Annotated in this window: 9 protein-coding genes and 1 pseudogene; 1 reads left to right on the top strand and 9 read right to left on the bottom strand. The window is 68.1% G+C overall.

Features of this window, described 5'->3' with window-relative positions:
- Positions 1 to 152: 152 nt before the first annotated feature.
- From QGN31_RS13265 to QGN31_RS13235, 7 genes and pseudogenes are all read right to left on the bottom strand, one after another.
- Positions 153 to 452 carry a PE family protein gene (locus QGN31_RS13265; protein WP_008257045.1) on the bottom strand — a complete coding sequence of 100 codons (300 nt, stop codon included), beginning with the start codon at positions 450 to 452 and terminating at the stop codon, positions 153 to 155.
- A 332-nt stretch (positions 453 to 784) separates the two neighbouring features.
- Positions 785 to 1,996 (bottom strand): PPE family protein, encoded by a 1,212-nt coding sequence (locus QGN31_RS13260; protein WP_272930281.1) that lies wholly within the window; start codon positions 1,994 to 1,996, stop codon positions 785 to 787.
- A gap of 331 nt (positions 1,997 to 2,327) precedes the next feature.
- Positions 2,328 to 3,581, bottom strand: coding sequence for a PPE family protein (locus tag QGN31_RS13255; protein ID WP_201407081.1), 1,254 nt, complete (start codon positions 3,579 to 3,581; stop codon positions 2,328 to 2,330).
- 497 nt (positions 3,582 to 4,078) lie between these two features.
- A complete protein-coding gene (locus QGN31_RS13250; protein ID WP_014384781.1) occupies positions 4,079 to 5,272 on the bottom strand; it encodes a PPE family protein in 1,194 nt (397 codons plus the stop codon).
- A gap of 7 nt (positions 5,273 to 5,279) precedes the next feature.
- A pseudogene (locus QGN31_RS13245) lies at positions 5,280 to 5,441 on the bottom strand (PE domain-containing protein); the annotation flags it as partial.
- A gap of 49 nt (positions 5,442 to 5,490) precedes the next feature.
- Positions 5,491 to 6,702, bottom strand: a complete 1,212-nt coding sequence (locus QGN31_RS13240; protein WP_014384782.1) for a PPE family protein — start codon at positions 6,700 to 6,702, stop codon at positions 5,491 to 5,493.
- Positions 6,703 to 7,191: 489 nt separating this feature from the next.
- Complete coding sequence (locus QGN31_RS13235) at positions 7,192 to 7,386, bottom strand: ferredoxin (RefSeq protein ID WP_009954154.1); 195 nt, start codon at positions 7,384 to 7,386, stop codon at positions 7,192 to 7,194.
- A gap of 190 nt (positions 7,387 to 7,576) precedes the next feature.
- On the opposite strand from QGN31_RS13235, the gene QGN31_RS13230 reads away from it, so the two are divergent.
- Positions 7,577 to 8,740: a cytochrome P450 gene (locus tag QGN31_RS13230; RefSeq protein WP_009954153.1), complete on the top strand. Its 1,164-nt coding sequence runs from the start codon at positions 7,577 to 7,579 to the stop codon at positions 8,738 to 8,740.
- Between the two features lie 42 nt (positions 8,741 to 8,782).
- On the opposite strand, the gene QGN31_RS13225 is transcribed toward QGN31_RS13230, so the two are convergent.
- Both QGN31_RS13225 and eccB read right to left on the bottom strand, forming a co-directional pair.
- Positions 8,783 to 12,946: a type VII secretion protein EccC gene (locus tag QGN31_RS13225; protein WP_009954152.1), complete on the bottom strand. Its 4,164-nt coding sequence runs from the start codon at positions 12,944 to 12,946 to the stop codon at positions 8,783 to 8,785.
- Positions 12,943 to 14,460 (bottom strand): type VII secretion protein EccB, encoded by a 1,518-nt coding sequence (gene eccB / locus QGN31_RS13220; protein ID WP_009954151.1) that lies wholly within the window; start codon positions 14,458 to 14,460, stop codon positions 12,943 to 12,945. The genes QGN31_RS13225 and eccB overlap by 4 nt, the downstream gene beginning before the upstream one ends.
- Between the last annotated feature and the right edge of the window lie 404 nt (positions 14,461 to 14,864).

Below are 14,864 nucleotides of genomic sequence, written 5' to 3'. Positions count from 1 at the left end.
GAACCGCGGCGTTTGAGTTGACGGAGTGCGTGTTGCTGTGGGGGATGCTGCGCGGGACCATTCCTGCGGCCCCGCGCTCGGCCCCCGATGGGCGGCTACGTTGGAACCCACGTCGGTGACAATCTGCCCCAAGCCCGAACCGCCGATACGAATCAGCCGGCGGCGGCCGCGTTGGCTGCCTCGGTCGCAGCGTACGAACCGGAGCTGGTGGACAGGGTGTTGACGAACGCCTCGTGAATGGCCTGGGCCTGGGCGCTCACCGCCTGGTACATCTGCGCGTGCGCGGCGAACTGAGCCGCGGTCAGGGCCGACACCTCGTCGGCAGCGGCGGGTACCACCCCCGTCGTTGGGGCTGCAGCGGCTGCGTTCTGGGCGCTCAAGGTCGACCCGATAGCCTGCAGATTCCCGGCCGCCGCGGCCAAAGCCTCCGGCTGTGTGGTCACGAACGACATATTTGTTTCCCTCCTAGTTCATTCCCCGACTCTGCGAGAGTAGATGACTGCGACCCCTGAGGCCGGGGTGGACGCAGCGTGTTTGCAATTGTTCACGTGGTGGTACTGCGAATTCACTTTCGTTAACGACACAGTAACAGCGTCTGACCTCGACCGCAGCCCTTCGCTCGACAGCCGGAACAAACGGCATCTGTCCCGGGTCGAAAAAGTTGCTGGTGGCCCCCGACGGCGACGAACTCGTCGCACCGGCGGGCGCGATGGTCTTTGCCGATAGCGCGTCCCTCGAACCTCCTTTCGTCCGTTTCAGCTGGTCGATCACCTATGGCCGCGGCTCAGCCCGCGAAGGGTGGTCGGGCCATGACGGTGGGTCGGAAGCCGTATTTGGGGCCGGCCACGCCGTGCCCGCCGGCGCCGGCACCGGCCAACGGCATGCCCCCGAGCAGGTTTCCGGGCCCGCCGGCGGCCTCGGGAGCCGCGCTGATGGTGCTGACCGGGATCGCATGCCCGAGCGCCGGCGCCGCCGCCGGCGCCCCCGACCAGGCCACCGGCACCGACAACTTGCCCCCGATCGAGGCCGCACTGCCCAACGCCGCCACCGGATGCGCCGCGGCCGCACCACCACCGAGCATCCCGCCCAAACCCCCCAACGCGGGCAAGGCCTTGGCCGCCGCCGGGGCCGCACTACCGATCAACCCCAACGACTTGGAAATCTGCACAAAGTTGTTCCCCATACCAATGCTGAAATACGGCAAACCCTCAGTGTTATAGAAGAGGCCCGCGAACGGGGTGTAGCCGTTGACCAGCGTGCCGAGGTTGGTGGGGAAGGTGGTCTGCCCGGTCAACAGGAACCAGAGCTCGGTCAACGGGTCGGTGGCGGTCGTCGCCTGCGAGGTCGCGTTGGCCGTGGCCTTGCTGGCGGGTTGGGCCATCGACTGCAACACCTTGGAGGTGTTGGTCGCCGTGGAATCCGTGGTCGCCTTGGTCACCGCCGCGCTCTGGCTGGCCTGCCCCGACGCATTGGTGATCTCGGGCGCCTTCTGAAACGGCGTCTGCTTGGTCGCCGCCGACGACTGACCCGCATACCCATACATCGCCCCGGCATCTTGCGCCCAATACTCCCCATACTGAGCCTCCAACTGCGCGATCAACGGCGTGTTCTGCCCCAACACATTCGTCGCCTGCAACTGGCTGACCTGCATCCGATTCGACGCTACCAACGGCGGGGGCACCGACGCCGACAACGCCGCCTCATAAGCCGCCGCCGCCGCCCGCGCCTGCGTGGCCGCCTCCTCAGCCTGCGCCGCCGCCGACGTCATCCACGCGATATACGGCTGCACCGCCTGCGCCATCGTCGCCGAGGCCGCCCCCAACCACTCCTCACTACTCAACGCGGTCACCACCTTCTCGTAAGAAAGCGCCGCCGAATTCAACTCCGCCGCCAACGCACTCCACGCCGACGCCGCAGACACCAACGAACCCGACCCCGGACCCGAATAAATCCGCGCCGAATTGAACTCCGGCGGAAAAGCCCCATAGTCCAGCACGAATAGCCCCTTAACCTGTGATCTGCGGATCGATGCGTCGAGTTGCGAACGACGTTAATGCGCTGGTGACCGGCCTCGCCGCGTTCGCCCGGCGGGCGGCGTCACGGTCGGCCGCCCGGGTGGGCGGCGCCAGCGGCCGCGTCGCGCCGACGGACCGCGCGGGCGTCGGCCCGGATAACGATCCGGAACTGCGCAAACGGCCGGAGCCGAGGGGTCGCCCGCGCGGGTCGCGGCGGCGCGATGCCGTGGTGGCCCGGGGCGCCGGTATCGGGGCCGGGGATAAAATCCGGGCGCGGCTAAAGGTGAGGGTGTGCATGCCGAATTCCGCCGCTTATCCGGCCGAGGGTGGGCGTGTCAGCACGCTGTAGCGGAAGCCGTATTTGTTGACATAGCCCGCGGCCGTGCCCCGGCGACCCAGCGCCCCCGCGGGCATCCCCCGCATCAGACCGTTGGCCGGCCCGGAAGTGCCCGTCGCGGCCGCCTGCACCGGCGTGGCCTCCATCTCCGACACCGTCGCCGGGCTGACCGCCGAGGTCAGCGTCGCCCAATGCTGGGGCACCGACAACGCCCCGACCCGCGCGGCCTGCCCGGCACCCGCGGCCACCCCACCGCTCACATGGCCCAGCCCGCCACCGAGGTTGCCCAGGCCCAGGCTCGCGAACTGCGGTGTGGGGAACCACGCACCACCGGCACCCGCCGTGCTACCACCGGGACCAAACGTCAATTGCTGCGCGATCGACGTGCAGAAGCTCGCAATACCGTTCGAGAAGTACGCCAGACCCGTCGTCCGCTTCAGGATCGTGTCGTAGATCGTGGGGGTCAGGCCCAGCCAGTTGTTGGTCGGGGTCGGCAGCCCGGACTGCAGCAAGTTCTGCAGTGTGCTGGTGAGCAACCCTGACTGCGTTGCGTTGGTCGCCGTCGTCGGCGCCTGCGCGGCCTGAGTTGCGCTGAGCGACAACGCGTGTGGCGATGCCAGCTGCGAGGTGGTTTGTGCGGTGTTGCCCGCCGGTTCGGCGACGGCCTTCGCCACCGCGGCGGCCTGGTCGCCGGTCGCGTCCGGGGCCGTGGTGTTGGGCGGCGCCGTGAACGGGACCAACTCCGAGGCGGCCAGCGACGAACCGGCGTAGCCGTACATCGCCCCGACGTCCTGGGCCCACATCTCCATGTACTGCGCCTCGGTGGCCGCGATCGCGGGCGTGTTCTGCCCGAGGAAGTTCGTCGCCACCAGGTTCGCCAGCAACACCCGGTTGGCCGCGATCACCGGCGGCGGCACCGTCATCGCAAACGCCGCCTCGAACGCCGCCGCGGCGGCGCGAGCCTGGCCGGCCGTCTCCTCGGCCTGCGCGGCCAGGACACCCAGCCAGTTCACGTACGGCATAACCGCCGACAACATCGACGCCGATGCCGGACCCACCCACGGGGCGTGGGTCAGTTCCGAGATCACCGAGGCGTAACCGCTTGCGGCTGTGCCCAACTCGGCGCCGAGCCCATCCCAGGCCGCGGCCGCGGCCATCATCGGCCCCGAGCCCGGGCCCGCGTACATGAGACCGGAATTGATCTCCGGCGGAAACGCCCCGAAGTCCATGGCTATGAGGCGCCGGGCTCGAACGACATGTATCCCCTCGTACCTGGTCTCGAGTCGATGACATTGGGCAGTTGCTTGCTTGGGAAGGCTAAATGGGCGCACCGCCCCCTCGCCGGTTCCTCGCCCGGCCGCAGCTGCGGCGACAACCAGCCCCAGCGGTTCTGCGTGCGCGCGCCGACGCCCGGCCGTCCCGGGGCGCGCGCCGCCGCGGCTGGCGGTTACCTGCGGGAATATCGCGTCAGCACTCGCCAGGGCGGGACGATTCGAGGTGTCGCCGCGGCGCTGAAACCCCCGCCGCGGGACAAAAAATCCGGCCGCAGATAAAGCGGATGCGAGGTTCGTCGCCGCGACGACGGTCGCGACGCCCACCAGCGGGCCGACAACTCCCTAGCGATGGACGGTGGGATTGGTGCGGACGCGGCGAAACACGCCCTGCCGCAGGTGCTTTCGGGGCAGAGCGTGTTTTCGATCGCGCCGGTGTCGCTGGGCTTGGGAGGCTATCCGGCGAAGGGTGGTCGGGCCATGACGGTGGGTCGGAAGCCGTATTTGGGGCCGGCCACGCCGTGCCCGCCGGCGCCGGCACCGGCCAACGGCATGCCCCCGAGCAGGTTTCCGGGCCCGCCGGCGGCCTCGGGAGCCGCGCTGATGGTGCTGACCGGGATCGCATGCCCGAGCGCCGGCGCCGCCGCCGGCGCCCCCGACCAGGCCACCGGCACCGACAACTTGCCCCCGATCGAGGCCGCACTGCCCAACGCCGCCACCGGATGCGCCGCGGCCGCACCACCACCAAGCATCCCGCCCAAACCCCCCAACGCGGGCAAGGCCTTGGCCGCCGCCGGGGCCGCACTACCGATCAACCCCAACGACTTGGAAATCTGCACAAAGTTGTTCCCCATACCAATGCTGAAATACGGCAAACCCTCAGTGTTATAGAAGAGGCTGGCGAAGGGGTTGTAGGCGCTGACGAGGTCACTCACGCTCCCGCTCCCGCTTCCGCCCGAGCTGGGAGCGGTCGCGGTCGGGGTCGTCCCGGCTGTGGGCTGGTTGGTCCCGCTCGACCCGGGTGCCGCCATCGTCTGCAAGATTTTTGACGTGTCGGTCGCAGTCGAGTTGCTCGTCGCGTTGGTGACCGCAGCAGTCTGGTTGGCCGTCCCGGACTCGTTGGTGATCTTTGGTGGCTCCTTAAAGGGCGTCTGCTTGGTCGCCGAGGATGACTGGCCCGCATAGCTGTACATTGCTCCGGCATCCTGGGCCCAGTACTCGCCGTACTGGGCCTCCAGTTGGGCGATCAGCGGGGTGTTTTGTCCCAACACGTTGGTTGCCTGTAACAGCTTGGATTGCATGCGGTTAGACGCAACCAGCGGTGGCGGCACCGACGACGACAACGCCGCCTCATAAGCCGCCGCCGCCGCCCGCGCCTGCGTAGCCGCCTCCTCAGCCTGCGCAGCCGCCGACGTCATCCACGCGATATAAGGCTCCACCGCCTGGGCCATCATCGCCGAGGCCGTACCCAACCACTCCTCACTGCTCAGCGAGGTCACCACCTGCTCATAACTGAGCGCGGCAGAATTCAACTCCGCCGCCAACGCACTCCACGCCGACGCCGCAGACACCAACGAACCCGACCCCGGACCCGAATAAATCCGCGCCGAATTGAACTCCGGCGGAAAAGCCCCGTAATCCAACATCATTGACTCCTTAACCCGTCGCGGCCGCGTTGGCCGTCTCAGTCACCGCGTACGACCCGGAGCCGGTGCTCAGGGTGTTGACGAACGTTTCGTGGATCGCCGCCGCGGGTGCGCTGACGGCCTGATAAATCTGTGCGTGCGCAGCGGCCTGCGCCGCAGTCACCTCCGGGATGAGGTGGGTCATGGGGCATCGCCTCCGTCTGTCGAGGTATCCATGGGTGTCATCCGGCCGAGGGTGGGCGTGTCAGCACGCTGTAGCGGAATCCGTATTTATTGACGTAGCCGCCGGCGGCGCCCCGGCGTCCCAGTGCCCCGGCGGGCATGCCACGCAACAGCCCGTTGGCCGGTCCGGTGGTTCCCGTCGCCGCGGCCTGCACGGGGGTGGCCTCCAGGTCGGGCACCGTCGCCGGGTTGACCGCCGAGGTGAGCGTCGCCCAATGCTGGGGCACCGACAACGTCCCGATCCGGGCGGCCTGCCCGGCGCTCGCGGTAACCCCGCTCAGGTGGCCCGCTCCGCCACCTAGGTTGCCCAATCCCAAGTTTGCGAACTGGGGCGTGGGGAACCACGCACCGCCGGCACCCGCCGTGCTACCACCGGGACCAAAGGTCAGCTGCTGGGCGATCGACGACGCGAACTGCCCCATACCGTTAGAGAAGTACGCCAGACCCGTGGTGCGTTTGAAGATCGTGTCGTTGAAGGTCGGGTCGCCAAAGATGTTCTTGAGTGAGGTCGTGGTCCCGGTAGACGCCGCATTCGTTGCGGTCGTCGGCGCCTGCATGGCTTGAGATGCATTCAGCGACAACGCTTGTGGCGAGGCCACCTGTGACGTGCTTTGCGCCGTGTTGCCCGCCGGTTCGGCCACGGCCTTCGCCACCGCGGCGGCCTGGTTGCTTGCCGCGTCCGGCGTTGAGGTTTTCGGCGGCGGCGCGAACGGGGCCAACTCCGAGGCCATCGCCGACGATGCGGCGTAGCCGTACATCGCCACGGCGTCCTGGGCCCACATCTCCATGTACTGCGCCTCGGTGGCCGCGATCGCCGGGGTGTTCTGCCCGAAGAAGTTCGTCGCGATCAGATTCGCCAGCAACACCCGATTGGCCGCGATCACCGGCGGCGGCACCGTCATCGCAAACGCCGCCTCGAACGCCGCCGCGGCCACCCGGCCCTGACTGGCGGCTTCTTCGGCCTGCGCGGCCACCGCGCTGAGCCAGCTGATGAACGGGGTGATCGCCGAGATCATCGAGATCGACGCCGGCCCCACCCATGGCCCACTGATGAGCTCCGTGACCACCGAGTTGTACCCGTTGGCCGCCACGCCCACCTCCGCCGCGATCTCGTCCCACGCGGCGGCCGCGGCCATCATCGGCCCCGAGCCCGGACCCGCATACATGCGACCTGAATTGATTTCGGGCGGTAACGCACCGAAGTCAAGCACCTATCCTCCTCAGTCGGCCGAGCCCGCAGGCGATTTCGGCTGTCACATGGGAATCAGTGGTGGCGGTAATCACGGCTCTGTAAACGACCCCACCGGTCGATGGCTGCGTCCGCGGGAGCCCGTCAGCGGCCGTTCGGTCCGCGACTCGGCCGGCCGGGCGGGCCGGTGCATGCTGACCAAGGGGCTGCGTCCGGAAAGGTGATCTGCCACCACGCTTCTCGGACTTCTGGTCAAAAACGACATGCACCTTCTGCCTCGGCCAATCCCGTTTTCAGCAACCGGGCGACAGCTCCATGTCTCCGAACTGCCGCCCGGCACTGAGATTAGTTCGTTATGGGGCAAACGCCGACACGCAAAGGCCGCTGTTTATCAATGGCCAACCACTGTTCATTCCCGGTCGGCAGCAGTTCATATAGGGCAACGGTTTGTTCATTCACCGTTTGCTTGCACGGCGCGGTACTGCGGCCGTCCGGCGGCGTCGTTGCGCCGTCAGTCCTCGTCGAGGATCAGCGCCATCTCGGGGCAGGATGCGACGCCATCGCGAGTCACCTGCTCGTCTTCGGGCCGGACGTCACGCTCCTGAAGAATTGAATAGCCGGACTCGTCAATGGGAAAAAGGTCGGGGTCGACGGCGTAACACTGGGCGTGGCCCACGCATTTCGACTGCTCCAGGCGAACCCTCACGAAGTTTCCTCCCTAGGCGGCCCGATACGGCGCTTCACGGTCCGATACCCAGATTAGTCGGTCGGTAAAGTATCGAGGATGTTCGCCATCAAGGACGGGCGCCGAATGGCTCGAATGGGCGCGGGTGTTCGGATCCGTGTTCCTTTGCCCCCCATGCAATATTGATGCGCCCCCGGATGTTGGTGCCGGCATGAGCGACGGCCAATACGGCTCGTTCCACTTACCCCGGCTGGATGTCGACAAGTTGCCGATGAGCGCCGACCGCGCGCTGGGGTGGAAGACGCTGCGCGACGCGGGGCCCGTGGTGTTCATGAACGGCCACTACTACCTCACCCGCCGCGAAGACGTGCTGGCCGCGCTGCGCAACCCCAAGGTCTTCTCCTCGACGGTGCTGCAGCCCCCCGGCCACCCGCTGCCGGTGCTGCCACTGGCTTTTGACCCACCGCAACACACCCGCTACCGCAAGATCCTGCAGCCGTATTTCAGCCCGCACGCGCTGAGCAAGTCCCGTCCCGCGCTGGAGCGCCACGCCCGCGACATGATCGGCGCGCTGGCCGGTCGCGGCGAGTGCGAGGTGATGGCGGATCTCGCGAGCCTGTACCCGTTTCAGGTGTTCCTGGACCTCTACGGCCTGCCCCTCGAGGATCGCGATCGCCTGATCGATTGGAAAGATTCCGTCATCGCCGACAAGCCGTTCCTCACCCAGGCCGATATGGCGAAGGGCCAGCAGCTGCTGCAATACCTGGTCGACGCCATCGCGCAGCGCCGGCAAAACCCCGGCTCGGACATGTTGTCGCAGGTGATGACCGGCGGCGGCGACTTCAGTGACATCGAGCTGCTCGGCATGAGCCACCTGTTGATCCTCGCCGGCCTGGACACCGTCACCGCGGCGATCGGATTCTCGCTCTTCGAACTGGCGCGACGGCCGCAGCTGCGCGCGGAGCTTCGCGACAACCCCAAGCAGATCAGGGTTTTCATCGAAGAGATCGTCCGGCTGGAACCGTCGGCGCCGGTGGCGCCCCGGATCACCACCGAGTTCGTCGAAGTCGGCGGCATGACGTTGCCGCCGGGCACCTCGGTGCGGCTCTGCATGGCGGCCGTCAACCGCGACGACAGCGACCCGATGTCCACCAACGAGCTCAACATGGACGGGAAAGTCCACCGGCACTGGGGTTTTGGCGGCGGTCCGCACCGGTGCCTGGGCTCGCACCTGGCGCGCATCGAGCTGACGGTGATCGTCGCGGAGTGGCTCAACCAGATCCCGGATTTCGAGCTGCCCGCGGACTACTCCCCCGTGATCAATTACCCGTCAAAGAGTTTCGCGCTCAAGGAGCTGCCGCTGCGCTGGGGCTGAGCCCGGGGTATTTCCCGGGCCGCCCCGGCGCGGCGGCCGGCCCTACTTGCGTATCTCCGTCGCGGCGACCTGAACGAACACGCCGGTGTCCTCGGCCATCAGCAGGCCGCGGCCGCGGGGCAGCGGACCACCCTTCATCTTGCCGCGGATGAATCCCTCGTCGGGGTCGGCGTCCATCACCAGCAGGGGCGCGTTCGCCTGGGCCAGCGCCCGCAACATCGGGTCGCTGCCCGCCGACGACCAACCACCGAACGTCCGGGTGACGATCACGTGCAGGCCGACGTCGGCGGCCCGGGTCACCCACGGTGCGGCCTTGTGCAGCGGCGAATCGAAACCGGCTGGTAGCTGCTGGATGTCGTCGACGATCAAGAAGATCTCCGGTCCGCTCCACCACGACCGCGACAGCAACTCTTCGGCCGACAGGCCCGGCGGTGGCTCGCGGCCGGCCAGGACCGCGGCCAGTTCGCCCATCATCGCCTGCACGCCGTCGAGGTTGTAGGCGAACTTCTCCACGTAGTCCGAACCCAGCGTCGTCAGCAGCTGACGCCGCGGGTCCACCAGCCACACCTGCGCCGAGGGTTGCCCCGCCGGCGGCTGCGGGGCGCTGGTGGCTCCCGGCGCGTACAGCCGCCCGATCTCGGACATGATGGTGGCCAGCGTCGTGGTGCGCCCACATTCGCGGCGGCCGGTGACCATCAGGTGCGCGTTCTCGGCGAAGTTGAGGTAGACCGGCGACAGGTCCAATTCGGAGATGGCCCAAGCGATTCCGCCCGCACCGACGCCCTGGCGGGTGTCCTGGGCGGCAATCTCGCGAAGCTGATCGATGCCGAACGTCGCCGGCAGCCGGCGCACCGGCGGGGCCTGGCCGCTCGCGACGCGGCTGACGGCTTCGACGATGCTGTCGGACTCGAACCGGTTGTCCGGCGTGCTCGCCAACGCGGGCCGGGCCACGAGCGTGTGCAGACCGGACTGCGGGTCGGCGTCGAGGCGGACGTAGTTGACCGCGACCATGCCGCGACCCGGCTTGACCGGAACATCCTTGGCGAACCGGGACCGCACCAGCTTGGCGTCTTCGACGGCGGCCAGCCGCAACTCGACCCGGGAGCCGAAGCCGCTGCGCACCGGCGGCCGCAGCTCGGATTCGCGATCGGCGGTGACCACCACGTGCACCCCGAACGAGGGGCCCTGGTTGATGATCACGTTCACCTGCTCGATCAGCACCTCGTTCTCTTCGGCCAGCGCGCGGTAGTTGTCCACCACCAAGTAGACGTCGCCGAACCCGTCATTGGGGACCGGCCCGGGCTCGCCGCCGAACCTCCGCCGCCGGAACACCTCCATCGAGGCGATCCCGTACTCGAGGAAGGTGCGCTTGCGCTCCCGCACCAGGGCCAGCAGCTCGGCCACCGTGCGGCGCACGCCGTACGGGTCGGTCGGACCGGCCACCTCGCCGACGTGGGGCAGCCCGGCGACCGTGGTCAGGGCGGTGCTGCTGTAGGCCAAGCAGTAGAACTGGATCTGCTCGGGTGTGTGGGTCAGCGCCGCCGCGCAGATCAGGGTCTGCAGCGCGGTCGTTTTGCCCGAGCCACCGGCCCCCAGGATCAGGACGTTGGCACCGGGACCGGACGTGTCGACGGTCCACGGCGGCTGGTCGTGCTTGAACGGGCGGTCGATGATCCCGATCGGGAAGACCAGATCCCGCGCGGTGCCGTAATCCTGCTGCCACGGGCGGCCGAGGAACCGGTTCACTAACTCGTCGATGGCGACGGGCTGGTTCAGCGGCGGCTGCCACAGCCGGTAGGGCTGGAAGTCGATCTTGCGCAGCTGATCGATGATGACCGTGCCGACCTTCGGCGTCCGGATCCCTTCGACGTCGTCGTCCGGTCCCTCCACCTCGGGCAGGTCGCCGTCGGTGGGGATGGCCGGGGTGTTGACCTCGGGTCCCCCGACGCTGACCTCCAGCGGGGTGAACGAGTTGGTGAACAGCTGCGGGCGCACGTAGTCGATGCTGTGCACCAACGCCGGCGCCTCGTCCCCGTCGTCGGTGAGGCCGCGCGGAAAGTAGTCCCGCCAAAGGAATTCGGCCTGGAACCGGACGATGTCCTCCAAGCTGCGGCGGAAGTACCCCAGGCCCGCCTGGGCAGGCAGGTTGACCGCGTTCGGCACGCCGGCCGCCTGCGCCGCACCGGCGGTACGCGCCTTGAGCACCAGCCGGTAACCCATGTTCTCCATGAGCTTTTCGGCGCGGCTCTCGATGGTCTGCGACGCCATCATCAGGTGGATCCAGTAGGCGCGGCCCTGACGGCCGATCGAGTCGAGGACGTCGACCGCCGTCGGCATGATGCGGAACCATTCGTAGAACTCGTCGATGACGACCACGAGCATCGGCAGCGGCGCCATGTCCTGGCCGCGCGCCCGCATCCGGCTGCGCACCGAGTTGTATTCCTTGGCGTCGTCGACACCCGCGCTGTCGCAGATCGCCTTACGACGCGCGATCTCCCCCCACAGCGCGTCGAGGAAGCGCTCCATCAACGCCTGGTCCTCTTCCAGGTCGGTGATGATCCGGGACACGTGCGGCACCCCGGCGAACGGCTTGACCGCCGACCCACCCTTGAGGTCGGCCAGCACGAACTGCAGCTCCTCCGGCGGGTGGCTGAGCATCAGCGATTCGATCACCGTCCGCACCAGGGTCGACTTCCCCGAACCCGTCGTCCCGGACATAACCCCGTGTGGGCCGTCGCCGCCTTCGTCGAGCGACTTCATGTCCAGGAACAACAGCTCGCCGTTGTCGGAACGCACACCGAACGGGGCCCGCAACCGCGACCGGCCCATCGAGTCGTTGCGGCTGCCCCACAACGCCTCGAAATCGATGTGGCCGGGATCGTCAATTCCGTAGTAGGACATGATGTCTCGGGCGCCGATGTGCGCCACCCGCTGGCCGATCTCCTCGTACGCCTCGGCGAGCCGCCAGCGCGCCAGCTTCTGCGCGAACTCCTCCGCCTCGGCGACGCTGATGTGGTCGGTGAGGGCGAAGAACCACGGCTTCTCGTCGATCACCATCCAGGTGTCGCGGTCGCGGGGCAGCGCCTCGATCACACCCATCTTGTCGAACCGCAGGGTCCGCTCCGGCACCGCGCTCCACATCGGCGAGCCGGTGAGATCGAAGAACGTCACCCCGTCGACGCCCTCGCCGCTGATCACGTACTCCCATTGGGGGTCAACGGCATCGGCGATGATCACCGTGTGCGGCGTCGGGGTCTGGGCGGCCGAGCTGGCGTGGCGGGGGGTGAAAGACCCACGGCCGGCGAACAATTCGGCCTGCTCGGCGGCGAACTCGCGCACCGAGCTGTACACCATGCGCGCGTTGCCCGCCGCGTCCTGGCGGCGTGGATCACCGAAGTGGGGCAGCCATTTCACCCAGTCCCATTCGTCCACATCCGAACTGACCACGATCATCCGTACATGGTCGGGGCCGTGGGAGAACGCCAGCTGGCAGACGATCGCCCGCATCAAACCCAGGACCTGCTCGCGGTCCCCGGCCAGCGAGTACCAGGGTTCGACCAGCACCGAGATCATCTTGGGCAGGTTGTAAACGACGCTCTGATAGCGCCCGAACTCCTGAAGCGCCTTACCGGTCACCGGCTCGAGCTCGATGTCGGTCGGCATGTTCTGGGGCTCACCCCAGGTCACCTCGGGACGCGTCATGCCGACGCCGACACGGACCACGCCGAAGTTCAGGTCCTTGCCGTCGGGCTTGCGTTCCCACATGCGCGACGATCCGACCGCCGCGGCCAGCGTGGTGGGCGCGGGGTGGAACCACCGGTAGTTGGCGTCCATGCTGTCGGCCGACTCGTGGGCGGTCTCGCGCAGCATGTCGAGCATCAACATGAACTGGGCGCGCATCGAGTCCAGCTTCGGCCGGCTCATCTGCTGCTGACCGCCGAACCGGCCGCCGAACATCATCATCGCGACGCCGCCGATCATGAAGATCGGGAAGATGGCGCCCGCGCCACCGAACACGTGCGAGCCGCTGGCGAACGTCATGCCGACCATGCCGATCAGCAGGCCGACCACCAGCACACCGACCACCACCAGCCACCAGGGCTTGCCCTCCGGCGGCGGAATGCTCAGCGGGGTCGGAAGGACGATGTTCTCCGGCTTGATGACCGGGGGCTTCTCCGGTGTCGGCCGGGCAAATCCACGTTTCACTTCGGTACCGTCAACTCTCCTGGGGACATATCCATCGGCAGCGTGTCGTGCTGCACCAGCGCATCCGAGCGCGACAACGTCGGCCCCTGCGGCAGCAGCCGCAGCGCCACCCACGGCGCCAGAGCCGGTTTCGTCTTCAGGCCCAACGCTTCTCGGACTTCACGGGTGTCGTCGACCCCGAACCGGGCGCCCGCGTCCGTGAGCCACCACAGCGATTCGGTGGTCTTGGCACCGGGATCGTTTCCGGTGACGGCGACGAAGTTCGCGTAGTCGGGCCCGAAGAACACCTGGTCGGCTTCGCGGCCGGTGGTGTCGGCCTTGACCAGCGACACCACCCGGTTGACGTCCTTCGTCTCGACCGGGATGGTCGCGCCGGAGATGACCTGCACGCGGGCCCGGTTTTCACCGGAGGTCTTCTGCCACCACCAGCAGGTCGCCGGGTTCTCGCGGATGTCCATCACGTTCAGGGGCGCATCCGGGTAGGACGACAGGTCCAGCTTGTTGACCACCGGCATCTTCGCCAACGCGGACGGTTCCACCGTCACGGGTTTGGTGTTGCCCGGTCCGGCGTTCTGCAGGATCTGGGCCACCAACGGCGGCAGCGTCTGCACACCGTCGGCCAACACCAGCGAATACTGTTGCGGCCCACTGATTTGCGGGGTGACGATCACCGTGCCGATCGGTCCGGGCGCCCCCGGGAAGGACGCGCCGGCGCCCGCGTTCTGAATCTGGGGCACCGTCAGTTCCGGACCCACCGGCAACGCGTCGTAGAGGGCGCGGCTCATCGGCTTGGCCATGCTGACCTGCTCGGGGGTCAGGCCCAGCGGCAGCAGCACCGACCGGTTCGCGGCGTCGATGCGCGAGCGGCGTCCGTCGCGGATCACCCAGGCGTCGCCGCCGTAGTTCAGCACCACCGCGTCCGTCCCGGTCAGCACCCGCCGGTGGTGGCTCAGATCGGGATTGCCATCGATGACCGTGACCGTCACGCCGGACGGGGCGCCCGCGCCGGTCGAGTTCGCCACGGTGTCGCAGACCAACCACGACGAGGCGCCCGGGCTGGTGGGGTGGAAGCTCGACGGCGCACCCGGGATGCCCACCATCGGGCCGCGCGGCAGGCTGGCGATCTGGCTCGACCGAACCAGGTGCGGATTGTCCGGGCGGCCGGTGATCAGCCGCGCCGACGCCAGGTTCAGCGCGGGATACAGCCGGTCCCCCACCCGGACGTAGAGCGCGCCCGAGTCGCGGTCGGCGATGATCGGCGACTCGTTGATCTGGCCGGCCGGGCTGATGAACGAATAGAGCAGCGCGCCCAGGCAGATCACCAGCGCGGCCGAAATCGATGCCACCACGGCGAGGTTCTGTCGCCGGCCGGGCTCGACCTCCATGCGCACGCGCCACCGGGTCAGCGCTATCGCGGTCCGGCGGGCAAGGAACTGATAGCCGGTGACCTGGGTCCGCGTCGACAGCCCAAGGCCGTACCCCGACCCGCGCTGCCCGCGACTCTCTTCCGCCACTAATTCACCATCCGGGTTGCTCGAACGCCTGGATTCGGCCCCTGCGAACCGATCCAGCGCGAATTACATGACAACGGTAAGGCACCTGCACGGACCTCGCCATGCGGCGCCGAAGCGCATTCACTTCTGCCTCTGCTCACCGCGCCCGGATCCGGCCCGTTCACCGCGCCGGCCCCCCGCGCGGACGGCCCCGACCGGCGCCGTTGAGCTGGCAGTTTCTGTTCCCCCAAGATCAGCCACCGAATCCCCTCACGGCATCGTAGTGGCCCATCGCGCCGGCGTCCTGTCGAGCGCGCGAGGCGGGTCACCGACGGGCGGGGCAGATGAACGGAAGGCGGCCGTCCAGCAAAGAAAACGCCAACTCGCGTCGGGTCCGGGTCGCCGGTCGGCGAATCCTGGCAGCA

It is taken from the genome of Mycobacterium sp. 2-64, from assembly GCF_035918375.1.
GTDB lineage: Bacteria > Actinomycetota > Actinomycetes > Mycobacteriales > Mycobacteriaceae > Mycobacterium > Mycobacterium intracellulare.
This window is presented reverse-complemented; position numbering and strand designations above follow the sequence as displayed.